Below are 26,371 nucleotides of genomic sequence, written 5' to 3' on the forward strand. Positions count from 1 at the left end.
CCTAAATTAAAGAAATCTGAAAACTTGCCGTGGCGGGCATCCCTGTCTGCGGAATGCCCTACCTTTCATACGTTACCGGGTACTGCTTTACACCAGCAGCAACAAGGCCAGTACCAGCACGGCACCAAAGCCCATAGAAGCAACGTACCAGCGCAATTGACCATTCGCACTGAGCGCCAGCCCACGGTTACCCCAACGGGTAATCGTGGCCGGAATGGTCATCAGCCCATTTAACGGATCACGCTGCAACAGCTTCGCGATAGCCAGATACGGTTTAACAAAGACATGGTCGTACAACCAGTCGAAGCCCCACGCGTGGAACCACCAGGTCGAGAAGAAACGACCCGGCGCACTCTTCGCGATGCTGCTCACCGCCTGACGTTTACCCAGCCACAGCACAGCAGCAAGCAGAATACCGGCAATCGCCACGACACCAGAGGTAATTTCCAGCGTCATCAACTGGCCGTGTTCAAGCTCAGTCGTCGCTGGCAACACACCGTGCAACGGCGGAACAATCATCGCACCAATAAAGGTGGACAGAACCATCAGCACAACCAGTGGTAAGTGGTGAGAAATGCCTTTTCCTGCATGCGCTTTGGTTTTCTCTTCACCGTGGAACACGATGAAAATCATACGGAACGTATACAGCGAGGTCATGAAGGCACCAGCCAATCCAGCCACCATCAGATTGATGTGACCATTTGCCCATGCGCCAGCCAGAATCTCGTCTTTACTGAAGAAGCCTGCGGTAACCAGCGGCAGTGCAGCCAGCGCCGCGCCCCCGACCAGAAAGCAGACATAAACCAGCGGAATCGTTTTACGCAGGCCGCCCATCTTGAAGATGTTCTGCTCATGGTGGCAGGCCAAAATGACCGAACCAGAAGAGAGGAACAGCAGCGCTTTAAAGAACGCATGCGTCATCAGGTGGAAAATTGCGGCATCCCATGCCTGAACACCCAACGCCAGGAACATATAACCAATCTGGCTCATGGTGGAATAGGCCAGCACGCGCTTGATGTCGGTTTGCACCAGAGCGGCAAAACCTGCCAGCACCAGCGTTACCGCCCCCACAATCCCCACCAGATGCAGAACATCCGGCGCCATCAGGAACAGACCATTGGTACGAGCAATCAGGTAGACACCGGCGGTAACCATCGTCGCGGCGTGGATCAATGCAGAGACTGGTGTTGGACCCGCCATCGCATCCGCCAGCCAGGTTTGCAGCGGCAACTGTGCAGATTTACCGACCGCACCACCCAGCAACATCAGCGTCGCCCAAGTGATTTCCGGTGAGCCTTCAGCCAGTTTCTGCGGCGCTAATACCATCAGCTCGCGGAAGTTGAGCGTACCCAACTCTTTGTAAAGGATGAACAGCGCAAAGGCCAGGAAGACGTCACCCACACGGGTAACGATGAAAGCCTTCATTGCCGCCGCACCGTTTTTCGGATTGGTGTAGTAGAAACCGATCAGCAGGTAACTGCACAGCCCTACCCCTTCCCAACCGAGATACATCAGCAACAGGTTATCGGCCAGTACCAGAACGACCATACTTGCGATAAACAGGTTGGTGTAGGCGAAGAAGCGGGAATATCCCTCTTCCCCACGCATATACCAGGAGGCAAACAGGTGAATAAAGAAGCCGACACCCGTAACAACGGACAGCATCGTCACCGCAAGGCCATCGAGCGTCAGCGTTACGCTGATGTCGAAATTGCCAACGGCCATCCATGTCCACAAATGCTGATTAAAGAAGGTGACGCCACCGTGCTGTTGGCCCATGAAATCGACCACAACCCAAGCGGTAACCAATGCTGCCAGACCAATCGAGCCAACACCGACTGTCGCGGACGTATTTTCCGACCAGCGACCGCGGGAAAATGCCAGCAACAGAAAGCCGAGCAGCGGGAAGAGTATTGTTAAATAGAGTAAGTTCATCCGCGCATCTCACTGACTGTATCAATATTCAGGGTCTGACGACGACGATACATCTGCAACAGCAGTGCCAGACCAATACTGGCCTCAGCCGCTGCCAGCGTAATCGCCAGAATGTACATCACCTGACCATCCGGCTGCTGCCAGTAGCTGCCTGCGACGACAAATGCCAGCGCGGCAGCGTTGATCATAATTTCGAGACTAATCAACATAAACAGCAGGTTACGACGAATCAGCAGACCAGTCAGACCCAGAACAAACAGAATAGCCGCTAAAATCAATCCATGTTGTAACGGAATCATGCGCGTTCCCCCGTTATTTTCTTCTCAGCGTCCTGATTCGCGCTTTCTTTATTCACAACGTCACCGCGTTTATCTTCACGACCAATGTGGAAAGCGACAACTAATCCCGCCAGCAGCAGCATTGACGCTAATTCAACTGCCAGAACATAAGGACCAAACAGGCTGATACCTACGGCTTTCGCCTCAACAGGCGTGCCCGTGATTCCCTGCTCTTTCAGGCTGAGGATCGCGTTGACGACAATCACCAGTAACGCCAGAGAAAGAATACCTGGCCCTACCCAAGCGCTAGGTTTCAGCCAATTCCGCTCTTGTTCTTCTACGGAATTACCGAGGTTGAGCATCATGACCACGAACACAAACAGCACCATGATGGCGCCCGCATAAACGATGATGCTCAGCGCGCCGGCAAAATTAGCCCCCAGCGAGAAAAATACGCCCGCAATCGCCATGAGCGAGGTGACCATATACAACAATGCATGCACAGGATTGGTATGCGTAATGACGCGCAATGTCGCCAGTATCGCAATCAAGCCTGTGGTATAAAAAGCGAATTCCATGCTAACTCCTTAGGGCAACAGGCCTTTGACATCAATGGGTTTGGCTTCGTTTTCAGCTTCGCCTTTATCTTTCCCATCGATTGCCATACCAGCCATCCGGTAGAAATTGTATTCCGGATATTTACCCGGCCCCGATATCAGCAGATCTTCTTTCTCGTACACCAGATCCTGACGTTTGTAATCGCCCATCTCGAAATCCGGCGTCAGCTGGATAGCGGTTGTCGGGCACGCTTCTTCGCAGAAGCCACAGAAAATGCAGCGCGAGAAGTTGACGCGGAAGAACTCGGGATACCAGCGACCATCTTTGGTTTCCGCTTTCTGCAATGAGATACAGCCGACCGGACAGGCCACAGCACACAGGTTGCAGGCAACGCAACGCTCTTCGCCATCGGGATCGCGCGTCAGCACGATACGACCACGGTAGCGCGGCGGTGGATTCACAGGTTCTTCGGGATACATTCTGGTTTCGCGCTTCTTAAAAGCATTCGATCCCACCATACAGATACTGCGTATCTGGGTGCCGAAACCAACCACTAACTCTTTCAATGTCATGGTTTATTCACCCCTTCTTAAGCGTTGTACAAAATGACGGCCGCTGTCGCCAGCAGATTCAAAAGCGTTATCGGCAGACAGACTTTCCAACCGAAAGACATCACCTGGTCATAACGCGGACGGGGTAACGAAGCACGAATCAGGATGAACATCATCATGAAAAAGCCAGTTTTCAGCGCAAACCAGACAAACGGAGGCAGGATTGGACCATGCCAGCCACCGAAGAATAAGGTCACCATCAGCGCGGAAACCGTCACGATCCCGATATATTCCCCAACAAAGAACAGACCGAATTTCATACCGGAGTATTCAATGTGGTAACCATCGGCAATTTCCTGCTCAGCTTCAGGCTGGTCAAACGGGTGACGGTGACACACCGCCACGCCTGCGATGGCAAACGTAATAAAGCCGAAGAACTGCGGGATCACGTTCCACAGGTGTTCCTGAGAATCGACGATGTCACGCATGTTGAACGAGCCCGCTTGCGCGACTACACCCATCAGTGACAGGCCGATGAACACTTCGTAGCTTACGGTCTGAGCAGAAGCACGTACCGCACCCAGCAGCGAGTATTTGTTGTTACTCGCCCAACCAGCAAACAGCACTGCGTAAACGGCCAAACCCGCCATCATCAGGAAGAAAAGGATCCCGATGTTCAGATCGGCGACACCCCAGGTTGGCGTAATCGGCACAATCGCAAAGGCAATCAGCATTGACGTAAACGCGATCATCGGTGCCAGCGTGAAGATCACCTTATCGGTGAAATTCGGCACCCAGTCTTCTTTGAAGAACATTTTGATCATGTCAGCGACAAGCTGCAATGAACCGCCCCAACCTACCCGGTTCGGTCCATAACGTCCCTGGAAGAGACCAAGCAGTCGACGTTCACCCATACTCATGAATGCGCCACAGGTCACCACAACCAGCAGAATCACGATCGCTTTTCCAACGGAGATCAGAATTTCGGTTAATTCCGGCGTTAACCAACTCATTGTGCGGCCTCCCGCAGATTTTCAACGGTTGCACCCGCCAGCACCGGTGCAATACCCGGCAAGCCCAGCGGTAAACCAACCTGTCCCTGACCCAATTCCGCACTTAAGCGCAGTGGCAGACGTAGCGTTTGTCCTGCACAGGTCAACTCCAGCAACGCACCAGCGTTCACACCCAGTGTTGCCGCATCAGCTGGGTTCACCATCACGTAAGGCTCTGGCATACGCTGCTGAATCACGTCAGAACGCTGTGACATTTCATCGCTGCCGAACAAGTGATAATACGGCGCAACGCGCCATTGACCCGCTTGTGGGACAAAAGCCGCAGGAATGTTGTCGAAATACGCCAGCGAACCTTCTCCGGCTTCGATCATACGCACACCCGGATCGCCATGACGCAAATGTCCACCCACTTCGTCCTGGAATTTGTTCCAGGCTTGCGGTGAGTTCCAGCCTGGTGCCCAGGCAAATGGAATCTGCTGGCGGTTGGCTGTCGGACTGTTGTTCCCTTCCATTGAGAAGGCAAACATGGTGTCTTTATCAACCGGCTGACGTGGTTCATGCACGCTGATATTGGCGCGCATCGCAGTACGTCCGCTGGAGCGAATCGGTGAACGCGATAGTTTCTGACCACGAATACGGAACGACGCGTCCGGTGCAGCATCTTTAATCGCAGCCAACTGCGGCAGAGCCGCAGCACACGCATCAATCACGTTATCCAGTTGCGTCCAGTCAACCTGACGGCTGTTGTAAGTGATATACAGCGAGTGCAGCCAGCGCCAACTTTCCAGCATCACAACTTTGTCGTTGTAGTACGTTGGGTCATAAACCTGGAAGAAACGCTGCGCGCGGCCTTCCTGGTTAATCAGCGTACCGTCGCTTTCAGCAAAGCTGGCAGCGGACAGAATCATGCTAGCTTTGTCCATGATGCGAGTACGCTGGTGGTCGACCACAATCAGGTTCTCCGCTTTTTCCAGAGCGGCATCAACGCGAGCGATTGGGGCATGACGGTAGAGATCGTTCTCCAGCACGACCACGCTGTCGGCGTCACCGTTTTCCAACTGCGCCAGCGCGTCATCCAGCGAACCACCACCCATGATTGACAACCCGATGCTGTTAGCAGCAGGAGCAACAAAGGTAATTCCGACGTCAGAACCGCGATTTTTCAGCGCTTTGGCAACGTTTGCCGCTGCAGAAATCACTTCCTCACTACCTGAATTGGTGCCGGAAATGATGAGTGGTTTTTTCGCACCGGCCAGCGCCTGTACGATGATATCGACTTTCTGGTCAAGGCCCGCAGCCAGATCGGCAACGGCCGGCGCACTGCTATCCAGACCGTGTGCAATCGCAAAGCCAAGGCGCGCCTGATCGGCAACCGGCGCACGGTAGTTCCATGCGGCGATGTCGTCCAGACGAGTGCTGTCTACGTTGGTGACAAACAATGGATGTTTGGCGTGTTGGCCAATGTTCATGATCGCCGCGATCTGCCAGTCAGCCACTTTCTGTGCTGCCGCCATTTCACGTGCTTTGCCTTTAACGGCCTGACGAACAGCCAGTGCGATACGTGCCCCTGTCTGCGTCAAGTCTTCACCCAAAATCAGAACGGCATCGTAGCCTTCGATTTCACGCAGCGCCGGCGTTCTCACCCCGCTTTCGCGCAGCACTTTCAGGATCAGTTGCAGACGATTTTGTTCTTCCTGCGCAATACCGGTGTAGAAGTTCTCTGCCCCTACCAGCTCACGCAAAGCGAAGTTGCTTTCAATGCTGGCACGCGGCGAACCGATACCGATCGTTTTCTTCGCCTGACGCAGCACATCCGCCGCACCTTGCAGTGCCTGATCGGCATTCAGCGCGATCCAGTCATCACCGCGACGTTGCAGCGGCTGATTTGGACGGTCTTTCTGATTAACATAGCCGTAACCAAAACGGCCGCGGTCACACAGGAAATAGTGGTTTACGCTACCGTTAAAGCGGTTTTCGATACGACGCAGTTCGCCATAGCGTTCACCGGGGCTGGTATTACAGCCGATGCTGCACTGTTGGCAGACGCTCGGTGCAAACTGCATATCCCATTTACGGTTATAGCGCTCAGAGTGCGTTTTATCAGTGAATACACCGGTAGGACACACTTCAACCAGGTTACCGGAGAATTCGCTTTCCAGCGTGCCATCTTCCGGACGACCGAAGTAGACGTTGTCGTGCGCGCCGTAAACGCCGAGATCTTTGCCATCCGCATAGTCTTTGTAGTAACGCACGCAGCGATAGCACGCGATACAGCGGTTCATTTCGTGAGAAATGAACGGGCCAAGATCCTGATTGCGGTGGGTACGCTTGGTAAAGCGATAGCGACGGAAGTTCTGCCCCGTCATGACTGTCATATCCTGCAAATGACAGTTACCGCCTTCCTCACACACCGGGCAATCGTGCGGGTGGTTGGTCATCAGAAACTCAACTATCGTCTTACGGAATAGTTTCGCTTCTTCATCTTCAATGGCGATGAACGTACCCGGTGCCGCTGGTGTCATACAAGACATCACCAGACGACCGCGGGTGTCTTCCGCGTTTTGATACTGTTTTACCGCACAGAGGCGGCAGGATCCGACGCTCCCGAGCGCGGGGTGCCAGCAAAAGTAAGGAATATCAAGTCCCAGAGTCAGGCAAGCTTCCAGAAGGTTGTCTGCTCCGTTTACTTCATACTCTTTGCCGTCTACATGAATAGTAGCCATAGTCAGCATGCTTCCATAATGGCCCGTGTTGCCACGAGCGCTAATCAAAAATTCTGTATACCCTCATCTTTCAAATCGCAAATGCGTTGGCTACCTGCGCCTGAAATCTATTGGGTTTATAGAGGGTGGCTTATTTGCGCCACCCTGCGGATACATTCACTCACTGCATCTCGCACGTGTTGAGCGATAGCTTACCAGCGCTCTTTCAACAGGTTAGGCTGAATACCGCCAATCGCTTTGACGTTGCCTAAATACTGTTTAGAGATACCCGCTTCGAATTCTTCCCGGAAATATTTGATGGCACTTTGCAGCGGCTCAACCGCACCCGGCGCATGCGCACAGAAGGTGTTACCCGGACCAAGGAAGCGGCAAAGCTGCTCCAGCGTTTCGATATCGCCGGGCTGACCTTCGCCCTTCTCCAGCGCACGCAGAATCTTCACGCTCCACGGCAGGCCATCACGGCACGGCGTACACCAGCCGCAGGATTCACGGGCGAAGAACTCTTCCAGATTGCGCGTCAGCGAGACCATATTGATCTCGTGATCGACGGCCATCGCTAACGCCGTACCCATACGGCTACCTGCTTTCGCAATGTGCTCAAAATCCATTGGCAGATCGAGATGGCTTTCTGTCAGGAAATCCGTCCCTGCGCCACCCGGCTGCCAGGCTTTCAGCTTCAGACCATCGCGCATACCGCCCGCGTAGTCTTCCAGAATCTCACGCGCCGTGGTGCCGAATGGCAATTCCCACAGGCCAGGATTGTTGACGCGACCGGAGAAGCCCATCAGCTTCGTGCCGGCATCTTTACTTTTACCCGCAGACAGCCCCTGATACCACGCCGCACCGTGTTCGATAATCGCCGGTACGTTACACAGCGTTTCCACGTTGTTGACGCAGGTCGGTTTACCCCACACGCCCGCAGACGCCGGGAACGGCGGCTTGGAGCGTGGGTTGGCACGACGGCCTTCCAGCGAGTTAATCAGTGCAGTTTCTTCACCGCAGATGTAACGCCCGGCGCCCGTATGCACGAACAGCTCGAAATCAAACCCGCTGCCCAGAATATTTTTGCCCAGCAGACCCGCCGCTTTCGCTTCTTCGATGGCACGACGCAGGTGGACAGCCGCTTCGATGTATTCGCCGCGCAGGAAGATGTAGCCGCGGTAGGCTTTCAGCGCAAAGGCGCTAATCAGCATACCTTCAACCAGCAGATGGGGCTCTTGCTCCATCAGCAGACGGTCTTTATACGTCCCTGGCTCCATCTCATCCGCGTTGCACAGCAGGTAGCGGATGTTCATGCTTTCGTCTTTCGGCATCAGGCTCCACTTCAAGCCTGTCGAAAAGCCCGCACCGCCACGCCCTTTCAGGCCAGCGTCTTTAACCAGTGAGACCACGTCATCCTGCGCCATACCGGTTAACGCTTTTTGCGCAGCGACATAGCCATTTTTGCTGCGATATTCATCCAGCCATACCGGCTGTTTGTCTGCGCGTAAACGCCAGGTCAGAGGATGCTGCTCAGCAGTCAGAACAATGTTTTTACTCATTGATACTGCTCCAATAACGATTCAATTCCTTCCGGCGTCACATGGCTGTGGGTATCGTCATCAATCATCATTGACGGCCCTTTGTCACAGTTCCCCAGGCAGCAGGTCGGCAACAGAGTGAAACGTCCATCGAACGTCGTCTGCCCCGGTTTGATGCTGAGCTTACGCTCCAGCGCCGCCTGAACGCCCTGATAGCCATTGATATGGCACACAACGCTGTCGCAATAGCGAATGATGTGACGCCCAACCGGCTGGCGGTAAATCTGGCTATAGAACGTCGCTACGCCTTCCACGTCACTGGCAGGGATGCCCAACACATCGGCAATCGCGTTGATCGCGCCATCCGGCACCCAGCCGCGTTCTTTTTGCACGATTTTCAGTGCTTCAATTGACGCGGCACGCGCATCTTCATAGTGATGTTTTTCGTGCTCAATGGCGTCACGTTCAGCGTCGCTCAGCACAAAAACGTTGTTATCAGAAATGTTGCGTTCAGAAACATTGTTATCAGGTATGTTGTGATCAGGCATAATTAGCGGTCCACATCTGACATAACGAAATCAATACTGCCGAGGTAAACGATCAGATCGGATACCAGACATCCGCGAATAACAGACGGAATCTGTTGCAGATGCGCATAGCTCGGCGTGCGAATACGGGTACGGTAGCTCATCGTGCCGCCGTCACTGGTCAGGTAATAGCTGTTAATGCCCTTCGTCGCCTCAACCATCTGGAATGATTCATTGGCAGGCATAACCGGTCCCCAGGAAACCTGAAGGAAGTGGTTAATCAGCGTATCGATATGCTGCAATGTGCGCTCTTTTGGCGGCGGCGTCGTCAGCGGGTGATCCGCTTTGAACGGCCCTTCCGGCATGTTCTTGAGGCACTGATCCAGAATACGCAGGCTCTGACGCAGCTCTTCAACCTTCAGCATCACGCGGCTATAGCAATCACTGATGCCATCGCCAACAGGCACTTCAAAGTCGAAGTTTTCATAACCGGAATACGGACGCCATTTGCGCACGTCAAAACCAATACCTGTAGCACGCAGACCCGCACCCGTTACGCCCCAATCCAACGCTTCTTTCGCATTGTAGGCGGCAACGCCCTGAGTACGGCCTTTCAGGATGGTGTTCTGCAGCGCAGCCTTAACATAGGTATCCAGACGAGCAGGCATCCAGTCGAGGAATTCACGCAGCAGGCGCTCCCAGCCGCGTGGCAGATCGTGCGCCACACCGCCGATACGGAACCATGCCGGGTGCATACGGAAGCCGGTAATCGCTTCAACCAAATCGTAAATTTTCTGGCGGTCAGTAAACGCAAAGAACACCGGTGTCATCGCACCAACGTCCTGAATAAAGGTACTGATATACAGCAGGTGGCTATTAATGCGGAACAGCTCAGACAGCATCACGCGAATCGTTTTCACGCGATCCGGCACCTCAATACCCGCCAGTTTTTCGACGGCAAGTACATACGGCATTTCGTTAACACAGCCGCCAAGGTATTCAATACGGTCGGTATAAGGAATGTAGCTGTGCCAGGACTGGCGTTCGCCCATTTTCTCCGCGCCGCGATGGTGGTAACCCACGTCAGGCACGCAGTCGATGATTTCTTCGCCATCCAATTGCAGGATAATACGGAAAGCACCGTGTGAAGAGGGGTGGTTTGGACCGAGGTTGAGGAACATGAAGTCCTCATTTTCAGTGCCGCGCTTCATTCCCCACTCTTCCGGTTTGAACGTCAGCGATTCCATTTCCAGATCTTCTTTCTGCTTGGTCAGCTCGAAAGGATCGAATTCGGTCGCACGCGCCGGATAATCTTTACGCAACGGGTGCCCTTCCCACGTCTGCGGCATCATGATGCGCGTCAGGTGTGGGTGGCCGTTGAACGTAATACCAAACATTTCCCATGTTTCGCGCTCATACCAGTTGGCATTCGGGAACAGTTTGGTTACGGTCGGTACGTGCAGATCGCTCTCGGCCAACGCGACTTTCAGCATGATGTCGCGGTTACGCTCGATGGAAATGATGTGATAAAAAACGGAGTAGTCGGCGGCAGGTAAACCTTCACGGTGAGTACGCAAACGCTCATCCATACCGTGTAGGTCAAACAGCATGACATAAGGCTTCGGCTGTTTTTTCAGGAATGCGACAACGTCCAGTAATTGCTCACGTTTGACCCACACAACGGGAATACCTGTGCGGGTTGCTTGTACAGTAAATGCATCTGGTCCAAAACGGTTACACAGCTCGCCAACGACCGGATCGTTAAGGTGATCGCGGGTTTGCCAGCCTGGCTGAGCGAGATCGTGTGTCGTTAAATCTGTCATAAATATGTCACCACATTAAATGTGCTATTTCTGCATCTGATAATGACCGCACACTATTATCGGGGTATTACACGGTCACCGGATTTATCATCTACAGGTCAAATCTCATCAGGCGAACGCAGGTTAGTCACCGCGATTCGCTCGCCGCGTTTGCGCTCACGCTCAGATTGCATATTGGCACGGTAAACGCCCTGTTCACCCACCACCCATGACAGAGGGCGGCGTTCTTTACCGATGGATTCTTTCAGCAGCAACAGCGCTTGCATGTAGGCTTCAGGACGCGGAGGGCAGCCCGGAATATACACATCAACAGGCAGGAATTTATCTACGCCCTGAACCACGGAATAGATGTCGTACATGCCGCCGGAGTTAGCACATGCGCCCATGGAGATAACCCATTTAGGCTCCAGCATTTGCTCGTACAGACGCTGAATGACGGGAGCCATTTTAGTAAAACAGGTTCCCGCTACGACCATGAAATCGGCCTGACGTGGCGACGCACGCAGCACCTCAGCGCCAAAACGCGCTACGTCATGAACGGCAGTAAATGACGTCACCATTTCTACGTAGCAACAGGAAAGGCCGAAGTTGTACGGCCACAGGGAGTTTTGACGCCCCCAGTTCACCGTATCGTGTAATGCATGTTCCAGTTTGCCCATGTAGACACTACGGTGAACATGTTGCTCCAGAGGGTCGGAAACGATCTCCTGACGTTGCAGGGGATAACGGTCATTCTCACCGTCCGGCTCTATGCGGGTGAGCGTATAGTCCATCTTAAAATGCCTCGCTGTTACTGCGGATGAGTGTTGGTAGTGTTGATGATGTCTGATTTAACGACTTGTCTCTTGGAACGTACCGGGGTCCAGTCAAGTGCCCCAACGCGTACCAGATAAATCAAACCAGCCAACAGCACCAAAATGAAAATGGTTGCTTCAATGAAGCCAATCCAGCCGCTTTCTTTGATAGACACCGCCCAAGCGTAGAGATAGAGGGCTTCAACGTCGAAGATAACGAAGAACATAGCGACAAGATAAAATTTAGCAGACAGGCGTAACCGCGCTGAACCCACTGAGTCGATCCCGGATTCATAAGGTACGTTTTTGGCCCTGGCTCTGGCTCTCCCCCCCAGCAAGAATCCACCGGTCAGCATGAAGACGCAAAGGCCTACGGCAATGATAAGGAATAGCCCAAATGCCCAATGATGGGCGAGGATTTCAGTAGTTGTTGACATTCTCTTTGCTTACTCATCAAAAGTGGCGGGTAACATCTCTGCTCTATTATCGGCAGTTAATGCGCCACATCGATTAAAAGGAAGGATTAATAACCACAAAAAAGCACGGAAACGTATCAGGTAAGCCTTGCTTGGTATGGTTGAGCCCCTAAATTTGTAACCTTTTTTTCAACCTTACTAAAAATAACAGTACATTACTTTACATGCACGCTGTTTTGTTAACATTTTGTGTTCTCATCCATAGCTAAATCGAGTCAGTCCTTTTATCGGTTAACCCACACGCAGCAACACAGGAAGCAAATTCGCTGCGTCACTATACCATTTTCACAGAAAATGCCTGTTCTCCCATGTGGTTATTAGGGGTATTTTTTGATCCAGCACACATTTTTACCAATTTAGTTAGTAAAAAAATCAAGACGATGTAGGACAGGAGGGATGTCATTTTCCATAACATAATTTTAAAAAAATAGAACCAGCGTTTCATAAAAAGCAAGTGAGCGTTAATCTCGCTACGCCTAGCCTATTGATGTGAAATGGAAAATGCAACGTGGGATCGGAGTGAAGAAATCGGGGTAATAAGACGCTGCCAACGCAGGTTTAACACCTTAGTCATAAATCATCATCATTCGGGGTGCATCCCTACCCTCCCCGAATGATGGTTAACTACCCATTACGATCAGATCGCGTCCTTCAGCGACGGATCGGAAGACAACTTTTCATCCGTGCTATTTATTAACATGCTGACAGGCGTAATGTGAGAGGGCTTCCCTGATTCAATCACATTGAAAATTGCCGTCGCCAGTTCATTCTCCTGGTTAGGGTTCTGGCAGAGGAAATAACGCGTTTCAGGCAATCTCGGCAACCCTTCTTCTTCGCCCAGCACCCGCAGTTCCGGACTCATCATTTCTACCGAACGTACGGTGATGCCCATACCGGCCTTCACCGCAGCTCGCACAGCAGAGAGCGTTGAAGCCACGTAGGCGATTCTCCAGGGAATCCCTGCGGCCGTCAGCTGCTGCGTAGCCAAGGCACGGAAAGGACTGGGTTCATCCAAAACAACCAGAGGTACAGGTTCCTGCGATCGGAACTGATAATCCGCCGCGCAATACCATAGCGTCGGGGAGCTACGTAATAACACGTGAGGAAATACCACACCGTTCATTGTGGTAATAACCAGATCTATTTTCCCCTGATTCAGCATTTCCATCATTTCAGCGCTGCGTTTTACGCTGACATTGACGGAGAGTTTAGGAAATACGGATGTCACACGATGCAAAATATAAGGAAGGATGGTGTCTGCAGTATCGTCAGACGCCCCAATGGTCAGCGTACCCTGAATATCGCTGTACATTAATGAAATACAGGCTTCATCATTGAATTGTAATATTTTTCTGGCATAACCCAGAAACTGGATACCGTGTTCGGTCAGTAATTTATTACGCCCGTGCCGGGCAAAAAGCTCCTTTCCGATGAGTTGCTCCAGCCGCTGCATCTGCTGGCTGACAGCCGATTGAGTCCGATTGACTGCGGTCGCCGCCGCTGCAAATGTATTTAAATCTGCAACGGCAACAAACGTCCTCAGTAAATCAAGATCGAGATTAAGTACTGGTCGATTTGCACTGGTCATACGATTTTTCACTTATCTATTTTAATTTTAACAAAATATTCCTGGTGTTTTATTACATGTACAGGTAATGACCGATACATTTAAAGACACTATCGCAGACGCACGATAAGGGCAAAAAAATACTTATATTTCGTTACCCCTATCGCCTTTCCATTGGTAAGACATCACTAATTAAATGACTCACCAGCCTTAATCCTTCATTCAATAACAACGACACGTTCTCTTTATTTCATTCTGCGAAATAAATACGCTTCACATTTAAATAAACGAGCTTTCCCTGTCACCCTATTCTGGCGCTAAAAAGTGCGGTATGAATAGTCGTCCGCACCCCTACCATATCGCACCATCCAACGAGTACACAACCATATAGTGCAGATGCGCAACCATTTGCAGCAAAAGCGATAATCATTCTTCAAAAGGTACTACAGGAGGAGTACATTAAGCAGGTTATGCTATTCCGTATGGGAATATGCGCTCTCTGCAGAAGGTTCGTACTATTTATGTCTCCGATTGAAAAATCCAAGAAACTGGAGAACGTATGCTATGACATCCGTGGCCCAGTCTTAAAGGAAGCCAAGCGGCTTGAAGAAGAAGGTAATAAAGTCCTTAAACTGAATATTGGCAACCCCGCCCCTTTCGGCTTCGAGGCACCGGATGAAATTCTGGTCGATGTCATCCGTAACCTGCCCACGGCACAGGGCTACTGTGATTCCAAAGGCCTCTATTCTGCCCGCAAAGCCATCGTTCAACACTATCAGGCGCGGGATATGCGCGATATCACGGTGGAAGACGTCTATATTGGCAACGGTGTGTCCGAACTCATTGTGCAATCCATGCAGGCGCTGCTTAACCCAGGCGATGAAATGCTGGTTCCTGCGCCGGACTACCCGCTCTGGACCGCCGCCGTATCCCTGTCTAACGGCAATGCCGTTCACTACCTCTGCGATGAGTCCTCCGATTGGTTCCCCGATTTGGATGATATCCGCAAGAAGATCACGTCCAATACTCGCGGTATCGTGATCATTAACCCGAACAACCCAACAGGGGCCGTCTACAGCAAAGAACTGCTGTTAGATATCGTCGCGATTGCGCGCGAACATAACCTGATCATTTTCGCCGACGAAATTTACGACAAAATTCTGTATGACGATGCGCAGCACCACTCTATTGCCGCACTCGCGCCGGATCTGCTGACGGTCACGTTCAACGGCCTTTCAAAGACGTATCGCGTCGCGGGCTTCCGTCAAGGCTGGATGGTACTGAACGGCCCGAAAAAGCACGCCAAAGGGTATATTGAAGGGCTGGAAATGCTGGCTTCCATGCGTTTGTGCGCTAACGTGCCAATGCAGCATGCGATTCAGACCGCTCTGGGCGGCTATCAGAGCATCAGCGAATTTATTCAGCCCGGTGGACGCTTGTACGAGCAACGCAATCGCTCCTGGGAGCTGATCAATCAGATCCCCGGCGTATCGTGCGTAAAGCCACGCGGTGCGCTGTATATGTTCCCCCGCATTGATGCCAAACGCTTTAACATCCACGATGACCAAAAACTGGTGCTGGATCTCCTGTTACAGGAAAAAGTGTTACTGGTTCAGGGAACCGCATTTAACTGGCCTTATCCGGATCATGTCCGCATCGTTACGCTACCTCGCATCGATGAACTGGACATGGCGATCCACAAATTGGGCCGTTTCCTCGGGCACTATCACCAATAGCCCAGCCCTTCTTCGCCGGGCGGCCATAGCCCGGCGAAAACGCGACCTTCGTTTGCATAATCCCCAGTAAGTGACCACAATAGACGCCCACGCTATCGCTATTTCACCGTGCTGCTGTCTGAGAGATCGCCATGAATCAGAGCCATTTTTTCGCCCATTTATCCCGTCTAAAACTCATCAGTCGTTGGCCGCTCATGCGCAATGTGCGCACGGAAAACGTCTCCGAGCACAGCCTTCAGGTCGCCTTTGTCGCACATGCGCTGGCAGTCATCAAAAACCGCAAGTTCGACGGTAATCTGAACGCAGAACGTATCGCACTTCTGGCGATGTATCATGATGCCAGCGAGGTGCTGACCGGCGACATGCCGACGCCCATCAAGTACTACAACGCGCAGATCGCGCACGAGTACAAAAAAATAGAGAAGATTGCACAGCAGAAACTGGTTGAGATGTTACCGGAGGAGCTACAGCAGGATTATCGGATGCTGCTGGATGACAACTACACCAGCGAAGAGGAACGTGCCATCGTTAAACAGGCAGACGCGCTCTGCGCCTACCTGAAGTGTCTGGAAGAATTATCGGCGGGCAACGCGGAATTCATGCTTGCCAAAGCGCGGCTGGAAAAAACCTTGCAACAGCGCCACAGCCCGGAAATGGACTATTTTATGACAGTTTTTGTTCCCAGCTTTAGCCTGTCACTTGACGAAATCAGCCAGGATTCTCCGTTATAACGCGCATCCGTCAGCACAGGGTCAGAATGGATACAGCCACGGTACCATCACCACGCTGACCAGCATCACCAGAACAGTAAAGGGGACGCCAACGCGCACAAAGTCCCCGAATTTATAACCGCCTGGCCCCAATACCAGCGTATTCACCGGTGACGAGACGGGCGTCATAAACGCGGCGGATGCCGCAATCGCAATGATCATCGCAAACGGATACGGTGACACCCCCATCTGCTTCGCCGCAGCAATCGCAATAGGTGCCATTAACACCGCTGTCGCCGTGTTGGAAATGAACAAACCAATCACAGCACACAGTACAAACAAACACACCAACATCACATGTGGCCCGGCGTCCCCGGCAACATCCATCAACCCTTTAACGATCAGCGTCACACCGCCGGTTTGCTGCAATGCCAGCGCAAACGGCATCATCCCAACAATAAGGATAATACTCGGCCAGTGGATTGCCCGATAGGCGCTTTCCATGTCAATACAGCGGAACTTACCCATCAGCAAACAGGCAATCAGCGCGGCAATCGCATTCGGTATTTCATCCGTCAGCATCATCGCCACCATCAGCGCCAGACAAAACAACGCATGTGGAGCCTGGCTCACCGCGGGTGCGACGTCATCCACTTCAGCAGGAAGATTAAGCAGCAGGAAGTCGTTTTTCTGCGTGTGCAGCTGCCGGATCATGCGCCAATCGCCCATCACCAGCAGAATATCACCAAGCTGGAGCGGTTCATCGGCGAGGATACCTTCCATCGCCTCACCTGCCCGGCGGATCCCCACGACGCTCAGGCCATAGCGGCTTCGGAAGCCGACATCGTATAGCGTTTTTCCCAACAGCTCGGAATCAGGGATCAACGAAACCTCCGCCATCCCCACATCACGTGCCTGCTCAGAAAAATATTCACCGCGCAGCACCATCGGTTCAAGCCGCTGCGCGGTACAAAATTCACGTAAATCCACTTCCGATGCTGACATGTCGATCAGCAGAACATCGTTCAGGCGAAGTTCGGTATTGCCCGCTACGCTGATCATCACGCGGCGAAACTTACGCCAGCGTTCAATCCCCACCACGTTCGCTCCAAAGCGCTGACGCAGACGTAAATCATCCAGCCGGTGGCCGATAAAAGGCGAACCCGGACGAATCGCCAGCCGGCGCGCCCTGCCCGTCAGCCGGTAATCACGAATCAGATCGCGGAACGTTCTTCTCTTCCACATCTCTTTTGCTGTGGCTGTCTCCGCGCCGCCAAGCCAGTAACGCGCCACCATCATATACGCCACGCCCAGCAGCAATACCACTATCCCTATCGGCGTCACACTAAAGAACCCAAAACCTGCCACGCCTTCGCGCATCAATTCACTGCTCACCACCATATTCGGCGGCGTCGCTACCAGCGTCATCATGCCGCTAATCAACCCGGCGAAACTCAGCGGCATCATCAGCCTTCCAGGAGAAATCTTCATCCGTGCGGAAACACTCAGCACCACAGGAATAAAAATCGCGACAACCCCAGTGGAACTCATGAAGGCCCCCAGCAGCGCAACGGTGACCATCAGTAAAACCAGCATCTTCATCTCACCGCTGCCCGCCACGCGAACCAGCCAATCACCGACCTGATAAGCGACGCCGGTACGAACCACCCCCTCACCAATCACAAACAGGGCTGCAATCAATATCACATTCGGATCGCTGAACCCGACCAACGCTTCAGATAGCGTCAGCGTGCCGCTCAGTACAAACGCGATAATGACCAACAGCGCTACGACGTCCATGCGTAATTTATTGGTGGTAAACAACACAATGGCGATCAGCAACAGGGATAAAACCCAGAGAAGTTCGCTATTCAAAACGGTTCCCCTGACGGAAAAATGCATGTTGAGAGGTGTGGATTCGCATACCCTGAAAAAGGGAGCCAACGCACAGGCAGCTTGAAGTATAACGGGTATAGTCTGCCATAAAAAAACCTCGCGGATGCGAGGTTTGATCATATTTAGTCACAGTTTTGTCATTAGGTTACAGACGACCTACTGGCGCAGAAGTACCTTAGCGCCGTTCGGTAATTTCTCTATTTCTATCTGCTCCAGCGAATCCAGGACCAGATCGACCTGATCCAGCTTTGGCGTGTCCGCTGGCGCTTTCACCGCAATGACCTTGCAGCCCGCGGCCAGACCCGATAGCACACCCGCTGGCGCATCCTCAACGACGACACACTCTTCAGGTTTCAACCCTAACTGCTGCGCACCAAGTAAATAGGCATCGGGATGAGGCTTACCTTTGGCAACCTGCTCCGCCGTAATAAAGGCACGAGGAGCAGGCAGCTCTCCACGGTGATGACGTGCGCTGGCAATCGGCACCGTGCCAGACGTCACAATCGCCCAGGGAATATCCAGCACATCCAAACGCTCCAACAGCGCTTTCGCGCCTGGCATGGCGAGAATACCTTGCGTATCAGACGCTTCGGTTTTCTCCAGCGCATCGAACTCCTGTTGAATCGTTTCTTCGCTCTGCCCCTGAAGAAAGTGGCGCAGGGATGTGATGGCCTGCTTGCCATGAATAAAATCCAGCACTTCCTGTGGTTCAATACCGTGATCTTTTGCCCAGTTAATCCACGCACGTTCTACCGCTGGCAGTGAATCGACCAGCGTACCATCGAGGTCGAACAGAAAACCTTTACACTCCACAGAAAGCCCCTTTTTCATTAATCAGGCGTTGATGATCTGCGCGATCTCCACCGCACTTAAGTGATACTGACGCGGGCAGGATTGCCAAACAGCCAGCATTCTGTTGTATTTTTCCCACATTTTTGTCTGCGCGTTAAACCCATGCGTTCCCGCATCAAAATGGGGATAGCGCCCCTCGACATGTACCATAAAGCGTACAAAACCGAGGTAGCGCGCTTCCGTTGCGGCATCAAAGCCCAGGAAGGTTAAGCGACGCTCATCCACATCCTGCTTATCTTTCAGATTGGTCCACGACACCTGCAAGGCATGATGCATTTCCATGATGTTAATAATGGTACGGCAAACCTCTTCGGTCAGCTCGCCAAACTCACGGTCCAGTTCGCGCATCTGCAAACCATAACCACGCTCGATAATCGTTTGTAACCGGCGATAGCGCTCGGCATTGTCGGGATCGAGCATCGTCATCATTTTATATTGATTTGAAAGGATCAATCTCTGGGCATTTGTCATTTCCATGTTGCTCTCCTGAACCTCTTTGGTGTAAGCCAATATCGCTAAATAGGTATTGGTCTCAGAATCGCATACTGAATCGTGTCACGGTAGCGGTAGCCACCGCTTCTTTGATTTGAAACAGGGGAAAGAACAAAATAGCCATCAACCCGTACACAGCCTGACGCCGATCACAAATCATCCAGGAAGGTTTTATCAAGCTGGTTAAACGCACGCTTCAGCACATCCGCCAACGCTTGGTAAGTTGGCGCTTCTTCCAATGGCGCTAATGCCTGACCTGACTCCAATAGCTTATGGCGAATCTCGTGAAACCACTGCGCCAGCGTCGGCGGTAAGGGCGTAACGGAACGGCGGCCAAGCCACCAAAGGCCTTGCAACGGCAGGCTACAGGCAAACAGTGCGGTGGCGATGGCTGGGCCGAGCTGGCCGCCGAGCGCGATCTGCCACGTTAAGGTAAACACCGCCAGCGGCGGCATGATGCGGATGCCGAACCGCGTCGCTCGCGCCACGCGGTTTTCAGGAAAGACTGGCGCCAGCTGCTTTTCTGCCGGCCACGTTTTCATGTAATGCTGCCCACGTTGGAGTAGCTGTAGCCAACTGATTCTACTGTCTGGTTTCGTTGCCATAGCCACACCTCAACTTTACAGATAAAAAATAAAACTTTTGCACAAATCAACAACTCAAGTTGATAAGGTTAAAATATATTTTGTGTTTACCTTACGCTATCGGTATCCTAGACCGGCCTTTTGGCCGCTGTATACCTAAAGTAGTATGACTACACAGTAGTATGACTACACGCAAGGAGTATAATTCCCTTCGCGACATAAGCGCAGCCAACGGCCATAACGCGGTTATCCATCGCTTTAAAAGCTGCGGTTTACATCAGGTCGACGTCACGTTGTTGTAGAGATTAGTTATAGAGATTCGTTGTAGCGGTTAACTGTTGTAACGATTACCCGATATAACATACGTCATCGTATCGACCCTATTTCATCATCGTGTCTGGTGTATCGCACCAAGGCATGATGTTAATCATAAATGCCAGCGGCGGCATGCGATACGCTATGCCCTGTATGAAATTTTTTTAACCATGTATAACAAGTAGGTACTTCCATGTCGAGTAAGTTAGTACTGGTTCTTAACTGCGGTAGTTCATCCCTGAAATTCGCCATCATCGATGCGATTAACGGAGAAGAGTACCTGTCTGGTTTAGCCGAGTGTTTCAACCTGCCTGAAGCCCGCATCAAATGGAAAATGGACGGCGGTAAACACGACGCCGAACTGGGTGCCGGTGCCGCTCACAGCGAAGCGCTGAACTTCATCGTCAACACCATTCTGTCTCAGAAACCAGAGCTGTCAGCTCAATTGGTTGCTATCGGTCACCGTATCGTTCACGGCGGTGAGAAGTTCACCCAATCCGCGATCATTACTGATGATGTTCTTCAGGGTATCAAAGATTCCGTACCTTTTGCACCTCTGCACAACCCGGCGCACTTGATCGGTATCGATGAAGCACTGAAATCCTTCCCTCACCTGGCTGATAAAAACGTCGCTGTCTTCGACACCGCGTTCCACCAGACCATGCCGGAAGAGTCTTACCTTTATGCACTGCCGTACAAACTGTATAAAGAAAACCACATCCGTCGCTACGGTTTCCACGGCACCAGCCACTACTTTGTTTCTCGTGAAGCCGCTAAAGTGCTGAACAAACCTGTAGAAGAGCTGAACGTCATCACTTGTCACCTGGGCAACGGTGGTTCCGTTACGGCAATCCGCAACGGCGAATGCGTTGATACCTCTATGGGTCTGACGCCGCTGGAAGGTCTGGTGATGGGTACGCGCTGTGGCGATATCGACCCGGCTGTGATTTTCCACCTGCACGACGCACTGGGCATGGACGTAGCCAGCATAAATACATTGCTGACCAAAGAATCTGGCCTGCAAGGTCTGACTGAAGTGACAAGCGACTGCCGTTACGTTGAAGATAACTACGAAACGAAAGCAGACGCGAAACGTGCGATGGACGTTTACTGCCACCGTCTGGCTAAGTATATCGGCTCCTATGCCGCGCTGATGGAAGGTCGTCTGGATGCCGTCATCTTCACTGGTGGTATCGGTGAAAATGCCGCAATGGTTCGTGAAATGTCGCTGAAAAAACTGGGTCTGCTGGGCTTTGACGTCGATCACGAACGCAACCTGGCTGCACGCTTCGGTAAAGGTGGCAACATCGCCAAAGATGGCACCCGTCCAGCGCTGGTTATCCCGACCAATGAAGAATTGGTCATTGCTGAAGACGCTTACCGTCTGACTGCGTAAAACACGTAACTCCCAACACCGTCAGCCAAGGCTGACGGTGTTGTTTTTGACTAACGAGCAACCGTAAAGAGGTTCAGCCGTGTCCCGTATAATCATGTTGATCCCAACTGGCACCAGCGTCGGTCTGACAAGCGTCAGCCTGGGTGTCATCCGTTCCATGGAACAGAAAGGCGTTCGCCTGAGCGTGTTCAAACCTATCGCCCAGCCGCGCAGTGGCGACAATACGCCAGATCAAACGACAACCATTATTCGTGCGAATTCCGCCATCAACGCCGCCGAGCCGCTGGCGATGAGCCGCGTTGAAGCCCTGCTGAGCTCCAACCAGCAAGACGTGCTGATGGAAGAAATCATCGCGCGCTATCACGAAAATACCAAAGACGCCGAAGTCGTTCTGGTTGAAGGTCTGGTTCCTACCCGTAAGCACCAGTTTGCTAACGCATTGAACTATGAAATCGCCAAAACGCTGAACGCAGAAATCGTCTTCGTACTGGCGCTAGGTAACGACTCCCCAGCACAGTTGAAAGACCGTATCGAACTGGCGCGTTCCAGCTTCGGCGGCAGCAAAAACAAAAACATCACTGGCGTGATCATCAACAAACTGAATGCGCCAGTAGACGAACAGGGCCGTACTCGTCCTGACCTGTCTGAAATCTTTGATGACTCCACGAAAGCCAGCGTTGCCAACGTCGATCCGAAGCAGCTGTTCGCTAACAGCCCGCTGCCGGTACTGGGTTGCATTCCATGGAGCTTTGACCTGATCGCTACGCGCGCCATCGATATGGCGAAGCACCTGAATGCGCGTATCGTCAATGAAGGTGATATTCAAACACGTCGTGTTAAATCGGTGACCTTCTGTGCACGCAGCATTCCTCATATGCTGGAGCACTTCCGTCCGGGTTCACTGCTGGTGACCTCCGCCGATCGTCCTGATGTTCTGGTTGCCGCCTGTCTGGCTGCCATGAATGGCGTGGAAATCGGTGCCCTGCTGCTGACCGGCGGCTACGAAATGGATCCGAGCATTGCCAAGCTGTGCGAGCGCGCCTTCCAGACTGGCCTGCCTGTATTTATGGTTAACACCAACACCTGGCAGACCTCACTCAGCCTGCAAAGCTTCAACCTTGAAGTTCCGGCTGATGACCGTCAACGCGTTGAGAAAGTACAGGAATACGTTGCACGCCATATCGACACCCAGTGGATCGATTCCCTGAGCGCAGAGTCTGAGCGTTCACGCCGTCTGTCTCCACCAGCGTTCCGCTATCAGTTGACTGAGCTGGCGCGTAAAGCTGGCAAGCGCATCGTGCTGCCAGAGGGTGATGAGCCGCGTACGGTTAAAGCCGCTGCTATCTGTGCTGAACGCGGTATTGCTCACTGTGTGCTGATCGGTAACCCAGAAGAGATTCAACGTGTTGCATCTGCTCAGGGTGTAGAACTGGGCAAAGGCATTGAAATCGTCGATCCGATTGTTGTACGTGAGCGCTATGTGGCGCGTCTGGTTGAACTGCGTAAGAGCAAGGGCATGACCGAAGTGGTTGCACGCGAACAGCTCGAAGACAACGTGGTTCTGGGTACGCTGATGCTGGAACAGGGTGAAGTTGACGGTCTGGTTTCTGGTGCCGTTCACACCACCGCTAACACCATCCGTCCGCCGTTGCAGCTGATCAAAACGGCACCGGGCAGCTCACTGGTATCTTCTGTCTTCTTCATGCTGCTACCTGAGCAGGTTCTGGTTTACGGCGACTGCGCCATCAACCCAGATCCAACCGCAGAGCAGTTGGCTGAAATCGCTATCCAGTCTGCGGACTCCGCTACGGCATTCGGCATCGACCCACGCGTTGCGATGATCTCTTACTCCACCGGTAACTCCGGTGCGGGTAGCGATGTTGAGAAAGTGCGTGAAGCAACCCGTCTGGCGCAGGAAAAACGTCCTGATCTGGTCATCGATGGTCCGTTGCAGTACGACGCCGCTATCATGGCAGACGTTGCACAGTCTAAAGCACCGAACTCACCTGTTGCGGGTAAAGCGACCGTGTTCATCTTCCCTGACCTGAACACCGGTAACACCACCTACAAAGCGGTACAGCGTTCAGCCGACCTGATCTCCATCGGGCCAATGCTGCAAGGCATGCGTAAACCAGTTAACGACCTGTCTCGTGGCGCACTGGTAGACGACATTGTTTACACCGTCGCCCTGACTGCCATTCAGGCTACACAGCTCTAATCTGTTTGAGAGCGTGGATATTGATGCCAGCCTTAGGGCTGGCATTTTTATTTGGAAGGAGAGCAAGGAGAGATGCCGCAGCGGAGAAAAAGCCGCGGCGAAGCGGGTCCTGATTATTTCTGTGAATCCGTCTCCGATGGAGCAACGTTGCTGTCATTCTCATCATCAACATTGTCATGATTCACAACAGATGCTTCTGTAGCCTCAACCGCCTCATTCAGCTTGCGTGAAATAGGCTTACCGTATTCCCGATCGCTATAGCGCGTCAGCCACAGCGACAGGGCTTTCAGCGAGTCCGGCGTAAATTCATCGCAGCGCGCAGTAATCTCCTGTGGCGTCAGCCAACTGACTTCGTCCACTTCTTCTTCCTGTAACGCAAATGGCCCGTGAGTGACGCAGCTAAACAAGGCGCCCCACACCCGGCAATTCTCGCCTTCGTAATAGAACAAGCCGTGTTCTGCGAATGGCACGCCAGCAATACCAAGTTCTTCTTCCGCTTCACGACGTGCGGATTCCAGCATTTGCTCACCGCTTTGCACCACACCACCTGCGGTCGCGTCCAGCCAGCCTGGATAGAAATCTTTGATCTTGGTCCGGCGCTGCACCAGAATTTTACCCATTCCATCATGCACAACAATGTAAGTAGCACGATGACGAAGACTCTGCGCACGCATCTGCTGACGACTTGACTGAGCAATTACCTCGTTGTTTTCATTGACGATATCAACCCACTCTGTGCCTGCTGCCTGACTTTGTTCCGCCATCCTCTGAAACCCTTTAGTATTGGCACGTTGCTACGCGCGTCTGTTTTAAATGATCGATCTTTGCTGCGAATCTTCCCTGCTACCTTGCCGTTATTCAAGGTCAAAAGCAGGGTATATGCTAAATTAGTGTCTAATTGAGAGCTGTGCAATAGGCTCGCGGCCGTGTAACGGCAGAACCCGAAGCGCGTCTTGTTCAAGCAAGCCATAGCTCGCGGGGTATCCCCCTTTCGGCAAGCTCACTGAACCGGGGTTGAAAAAATAATATTCACCGCGTCGCTCAGCAACCGGAATATGGGTATGACCATATACCAGCACATCCCCCGCGCGTAACGGCGGCAGATTATCTGGATGATAAAGATGGCCGTGCGTCAGGAAAAGGCGGTTTTGAGGCAGTAGCACATGTTGCCACGGTGTCGTGATCGGAAAGGTCAACAACATCTGATCAACCTCGCTGTCGCAATTCCCGCGCACGGCGATAATACGTGACGCATAGGCGTTAAGCCGCGTTGCCACCTCTGCGGGTTGATACGTCTCCGGCAGCGGATTACGCGGACCATGATTGAGAAAATCGCCCAATAAAATAAGCCAGTCGGCATGACTCTGCTCAAAGATCTCCAGCACACGTTCCGTCGCGCTGAGAGAACCGTGTATATCGGACGCAAACATCAACTTCATCGTTATCTCCACAATGTTTATCTCAGCTGTGTTTATATTCACAACCTCCCCATCCTTTATCGGAAATAGTCTACCAAAGTTGACCAGGTGCTTCCGGTAAAGATCGCTCAACGACGTGCGTCATCGCTTATTTTTCACCCGTAGAAGTGGTAGGGTAAGAGCCCGTTCCCCAATACGCTATTCTGACAGCGCATCGCACTGTGAAGCGATCAACTGCCATACAGTCCATGATGTTTTTCTGAATTAAAACGGAGATGTGATTCATGATTGACCTGTATTACGCACCAACCCCTAATGGGCACAAGATCACCCTGTTTCTGGAAGAAGCGAATCTCCCCTACCAACTCCACCGCGTAAATATCAGTAAGGGTGAACAGTTCAGACCGGAGTTTCTGGCTATCTCGCCTAACAACAAAATTCCCGCGATTGTCGATACACAGCCCGCGGAAGGTGGCACGCCGATTAGCCTGTTTGAGTCAGGCGCTATCCTGCTGTATCTGGCGGAAAAACACGGCGTGTTGCTGAACACCTCATTACGTGAGCGTACAGCCACGCTGCAATGGCTGTTCTGGCAGGTTGCTGGTTTCGGACCGATGCTGGGGCAGAATCATCATTTTAACCACTACGCGCCTCAACCAGTGCCTTACGCCATTGAACGCTATCAACAGGAGACGCTGCGCCTGTACCGCGTGCTGGATAAACATCTGCAAGACAGCCCTTGGCTAGCGGGAGAACATTACAGCATCGCCGATATCGCGACCTACCCGTGGGTGGTTTCTTATGCTCGCCAGCGCGTCGACCTTGATGATTATCCGGCGGTAAAAGCGTGGTATACACGCATTAGCGAGCGCCCGGCAACGCAGCGAGCCTATCAGCTCGCCGAGCAATAAAATTCTGGCATCATCTCGTTCGGCCTTTAGGTATCTTCTGCTATGGTAATCAACATATTGTCGTTAACGATACCCCTG

The 26,371-nt window shown here is 52.4% G+C and carries 23 protein-coding genes; 5 read left to right on the forward strand and 18 right to left on the reverse strand.

All coding sequences use genetic code 11. The features are described 5' to 3' along the window. Positions 1 to 87: 87 nt before the first annotated feature. From nuoL to lrhA, 12 genes are all read right to left on the reverse strand, one after another. The gene (gene nuoL / locus LCF41_RS14740; RefSeq protein ID WP_225085244.1) at positions 88 to 1,935 is read right to left on the reverse strand and encodes an NADH-quinone oxidoreductase subunit L; all 1,848 of its coding nucleotides are present in this window, start codon (positions 1,933 to 1,935) and stop codon (positions 88 to 90) included. Continuing rightward, complete coding sequence (gene nuoK, locus LCF41_RS14745) at positions 1,932 to 2,234, reverse strand: NADH-quinone oxidoreductase subunit NuoK (RefSeq protein WP_005969835.1); 303 nt, start codon at positions 2,232 to 2,234, stop codon at positions 1,932 to 1,934. The genes nuoL and nuoK overlap by 4 nt, the downstream gene beginning before the upstream one ends. Further along, entirely contained in the window at positions 2,231 to 2,791 is a 561-nt protein-coding gene (nuoJ, locus tag LCF41_RS14750) for an NADH-quinone oxidoreductase subunit J (RefSeq protein WP_225085245.1), read from the reverse strand. Before nuoJ ends, nuoK begins: the two co-directional genes overlap by 4 nt. A gap of 9 nt (positions 2,792 to 2,800) precedes the next feature. Further along, on the reverse strand, positions 2,801 to 3,343 hold the full coding sequence (nuoI, locus tag LCF41_RS14755) for an NADH-quinone oxidoreductase subunit NuoI (RefSeq protein WP_010278884.1): 543 nt from the start codon (positions 3,341 to 3,343) through the stop codon (positions 2,801 to 2,803). Between the two features lie 17 nt (positions 3,344 to 3,360). After that, positions 3,361 to 4,335 (reverse strand): NADH-quinone oxidoreductase subunit NuoH, encoded by a 975-nt coding sequence (gene nuoH / locus LCF41_RS14760; RefSeq protein ID WP_225085246.1) that lies wholly within the window; start codon positions 4,333 to 4,335, stop codon positions 3,361 to 3,363. Continuing rightward, complete coding sequence (nuoG, locus tag LCF41_RS14765; protein ID WP_225085247.1) at positions 4,332 to 7,058, reverse strand: NADH-quinone oxidoreductase subunit NuoG; 2,727 nt, start codon at positions 7,056 to 7,058, stop codon at positions 4,332 to 4,334. Before nuoG ends, nuoH begins: the two co-directional genes overlap by 4 nt. A 191-nt stretch (positions 7,059 to 7,249) precedes the next feature. Then, on the reverse strand, positions 7,250 to 8,599 hold the full coding sequence (nuoF, locus tag LCF41_RS14770) for an NADH-quinone oxidoreductase subunit NuoF (RefSeq protein WP_225085248.1): 1,350 nt from the start codon (positions 8,597 to 8,599) through the stop codon (positions 7,250 to 7,252). Continuing rightward, positions 8,596 to 9,126, reverse strand: a complete 531-nt coding sequence (gene nuoE / locus LCF41_RS14775; RefSeq protein ID WP_225085249.1) for an NADH-quinone oxidoreductase subunit NuoE — start codon at positions 9,124 to 9,126, stop codon at positions 8,596 to 8,598. Before nuoE ends, nuoF begins: the two co-directional genes overlap by 4 nt. A gap of 2 nt (positions 9,127 to 9,128) precedes the next feature. Beyond that, a complete protein-coding gene (gene nuoC / locus LCF41_RS14780) occupies positions 9,129 to 10,928 on the reverse strand; it encodes an NADH-quinone oxidoreductase subunit C/D (protein ID WP_225085250.1) in 1,800 nt (599 codons plus the stop codon). 98 nt (positions 10,929 to 11,026) lie between these two features. Then, positions 11,027 to 11,701, reverse strand: coding sequence for a NuoB/complex I 20 kDa subunit family protein (locus LCF41_RS14785; protein ID WP_005969846.1), 675 nt, complete (start codon positions 11,699 to 11,701; stop codon positions 11,027 to 11,029). Between the two features lie 17 nt (positions 11,702 to 11,718). Continuing rightward, on the reverse strand, positions 11,719 to 12,159 hold the full coding sequence (locus tag LCF41_RS14790) for an NADH-quinone oxidoreductase subunit A (protein WP_015840967.1): 441 nt from the start codon (positions 12,157 to 12,159) through the stop codon (positions 11,719 to 11,721). Between the two features lie 676 nt (positions 12,160 to 12,835). Beyond that, positions 12,836 to 13,786: a transcriptional regulator LrhA gene (gene lrhA, locus LCF41_RS14795; RefSeq protein ID WP_225085251.1), complete on the reverse strand. Its 951-nt coding sequence runs from the start codon at positions 13,784 to 13,786 to the stop codon at positions 12,836 to 12,838. A gap of 500 nt (positions 13,787 to 14,286) precedes the next feature. Here lrhA and LCF41_RS14800 point away from each other — a divergent pair, with 500 nt between their 5' ends. Both LCF41_RS14800 and yfbR read left to right on the forward strand, forming a co-directional pair. Next, on the forward strand, positions 14,287 to 15,501 hold the full coding sequence (locus LCF41_RS14800; RefSeq protein ID WP_014916029.1) for a pyridoxal phosphate-dependent aminotransferase: 1,215 nt from the start codon (positions 14,287 to 14,289) through the stop codon (positions 15,499 to 15,501). A 131-nt stretch (positions 15,502 to 15,632) separates the two neighbouring features. Continuing rightward, entirely contained in the window at positions 15,633 to 16,232 is a 600-nt protein-coding gene (gene yfbR, locus LCF41_RS14805; RefSeq protein ID WP_225085252.1) for a 5'-deoxynucleotidase, read from the forward strand. Positions 16,233 to 16,253: 21 nt separating this feature from the next. Here yfbR and LCF41_RS14810 read toward each other — a convergent pair whose 3' ends face one another. The 4 genes from LCF41_RS14810 to yfbV form a co-directional block, all read right to left on the reverse strand. Continuing rightward, positions 16,254 to 18,086, reverse strand: coding sequence for an SLC13 family permease (locus LCF41_RS14810; protein ID WP_225085253.1), 1,833 nt, complete (start codon positions 18,084 to 18,086; stop codon positions 16,254 to 16,256). Between the two features lie 177 nt (positions 18,087 to 18,263). Next, positions 18,264 to 18,920, reverse strand: a complete 657-nt coding sequence (locus LCF41_RS14815; RefSeq protein WP_225085254.1) for a sugar phosphatase — start codon at positions 18,918 to 18,920, stop codon at positions 18,264 to 18,266. A gap of 21 nt (positions 18,921 to 18,941) precedes the next feature. After that, complete coding sequence (locus LCF41_RS14820) at positions 18,942 to 19,436, reverse strand: YfbU family protein (protein WP_225085255.1); 495 nt, start codon at positions 19,434 to 19,436, stop codon at positions 18,942 to 18,944. Between the two features lie 164 nt (positions 19,437 to 19,600). Beyond that, positions 19,601 to 20,056 (reverse strand): terminus macrodomain insulation protein YfbV, encoded by a 456-nt coding sequence (yfbV, locus tag LCF41_RS14825; RefSeq protein WP_225085256.1) that lies wholly within the window; start codon positions 20,054 to 20,056, stop codon positions 19,601 to 19,603. A 487-nt stretch (positions 20,057 to 20,543) separates the two neighbouring features. On the opposite strand from yfbV, the gene ackA reads away from it, so the two are divergent. Next, positions 20,544 to 21,746, forward strand: a complete 1,203-nt coding sequence (gene ackA, locus LCF41_RS14830) for an acetate kinase (protein WP_225085257.1) — start codon at positions 20,544 to 20,546, stop codon at positions 21,744 to 21,746. A 79-nt stretch (positions 21,747 to 21,825) separates the two neighbouring features. Next, positions 21,826 to 23,964, forward strand: a complete 2,139-nt coding sequence (gene pta, locus LCF41_RS14835) for a phosphate acetyltransferase (protein ID WP_225085258.1) — start codon at positions 21,826 to 21,828, stop codon at positions 23,962 to 23,964. A 113-nt stretch (positions 23,965 to 24,077) separates the two neighbouring features. Here pta and yfcD read toward each other — a convergent pair whose 3' ends face one another. Both yfcD and yfcE read right to left on the reverse strand, forming a co-directional pair. After that, complete coding sequence (gene yfcD / locus LCF41_RS14840) at positions 24,078 to 24,728, reverse strand: NUDIX hydrolase YfcD (protein ID WP_225085259.1); 651 nt, start codon at positions 24,726 to 24,728, stop codon at positions 24,078 to 24,080. 123 nt (positions 24,729 to 24,851) lie between these two features. Further along, on the reverse strand, positions 24,852 to 25,403 hold the full coding sequence (yfcE, locus tag LCF41_RS14845) for a phosphodiesterase (RefSeq protein WP_225085260.1): 552 nt from the start codon (positions 25,401 to 25,403) through the stop codon (positions 24,852 to 24,854). Positions 25,404 to 25,666: 263 nt separating this feature from the next. Between yfcE and yfcG the strand changes: the two genes are divergently transcribed. Beyond that, on the forward strand, positions 25,667 to 26,293 hold the full coding sequence (yfcG, locus tag LCF41_RS14850) for a GSH-dependent disulfide bond oxidoreductase (protein ID WP_225085261.1): 627 nt from the start codon (positions 25,667 to 25,669) through the stop codon (positions 26,291 to 26,293). Positions 26,294 to 26,371: the final 78 nt, after the last annotated feature.

Origin of the sequence: Pectobacterium colocasium (genome assembly GCF_020181655.1) — a bacterium.
GTDB classification, from domain to species: Bacteria; Pseudomonadota; Gammaproteobacteria; order Enterobacterales; family Enterobacteriaceae; genus Pectobacterium; species Pectobacterium colocasium.

Excerpts from the sequence above, each read along its gene's own strand:
- nuoL (WP_225085244.1), bottom strand. The coding sequence starts at position 1,935 with ATGAACTTACTCTATTTAACAATACTCTTCCCGCTGCTCGGCTTTCTG.
- nuoK (WP_005969835.1), bottom strand. The coding sequence starts at position 2,234 with ATGATTCCGTTACAACATGGATTGATTTTAGCGGCTATTCTGTTTGTT.
- nuoJ (WP_225085245.1), bottom strand. The coding sequence starts at position 2,791 with ATGGAATTCGCTTTTTATACCACAGGCTTGATTGCGATACTGGCGACA.
- nuoI (WP_010278884.1), bottom strand. The coding sequence starts at position 3,343 with ATGACATTGAAAGAGTTAGTGGTTGGTTTCGGCACCCAGATACGCAGT.
- nuoH (WP_225085246.1), bottom strand. The coding sequence starts at position 4,335 with ATGAGTTGGTTAACGCCGGAATTAACCGAAATTCTGATCTCCGTTGGA.
- nuoG (WP_225085247.1), bottom strand. The coding sequence starts at position 7,058 with ATGGCTACTATTCATGTAGACGGCAAAGAGTATGAAGTAAACGGAGCA.
- nuoF (WP_225085248.1), bottom strand. The coding sequence starts at position 8,599 with ATGAGTAAAAACATTGTTCTGACTGCTGAGCAGCATCCTCTGACCTGG.
- nuoE (WP_225085249.1), bottom strand. The coding sequence starts at position 9,126 with ATGCCTGATCACAACATACCTGATAACAATGTTTCTGAACGCAACATT.
- nuoC (WP_225085250.1), bottom strand. The coding sequence starts at position 10,928 with ATGACAGATTTAACGACACACGATCTCGCTCAGCCAGGCTGGCAAACC.
- LCF41_RS14785 (WP_005969846.1), bottom strand. The coding sequence starts at position 11,701 with ATGGACTATACGCTCACCCGCATAGAGCCGGACGGTGAGAATGACCGT.
- LCF41_RS14790 (WP_015840967.1), bottom strand. The coding sequence starts at position 12,159 with ATGTCAACAACTACTGAAATCCTCGCCCATCATTGGGCATTTGGGCTA.
- lrhA (WP_225085251.1), bottom strand. The coding sequence starts at position 13,786 with ATGACCAGTGCAAATCGACCAGTACTTAATCTCGATCTTGATTTACTG.
- LCF41_RS14800 (WP_014916029.1), top strand. The coding sequence starts at position 14,287 with ATGTCTCCGATTGAAAAATCCAAGAAACTGGAGAACGTATGCTATGAC.
- yfbR (WP_225085252.1), top strand. The coding sequence starts at position 15,633 with ATGAATCAGAGCCATTTTTTCGCCCATTTATCCCGTCTAAAACTCATC.
- LCF41_RS14820 (WP_225085255.1), bottom strand. The coding sequence starts at position 19,436 with ATGGAAATGACAAATGCCCAGAGATTGATCCTTTCAAATCAATATAAA.
- yfbV (WP_225085256.1), bottom strand. The coding sequence starts at position 20,056 with ATGGCAACGAAACCAGACAGTAGAATCAGTTGGCTACAGCTACTCCAA.
- ackA (WP_225085257.1), top strand. The coding sequence starts at position 20,544 with ATGTCGAGTAAGTTAGTACTGGTTCTTAACTGCGGTAGTTCATCCCTG.
- yfcD (WP_225085259.1), bottom strand. The coding sequence starts at position 24,728 with ATGGCGGAACAAAGTCAGGCAGCAGGCACAGAGTGGGTTGATATCGTC.
- yfcE (WP_225085260.1), bottom strand. The coding sequence starts at position 25,403 with ATGAAGTTGATGTTTGCGTCCGATATACACGGTTCTCTCAGCGCGACG.
- yfcG (WP_225085261.1), top strand. The coding sequence starts at position 25,667 with ATGATTGACCTGTATTACGCACCAACCCCTAATGGGCACAAGATCACC.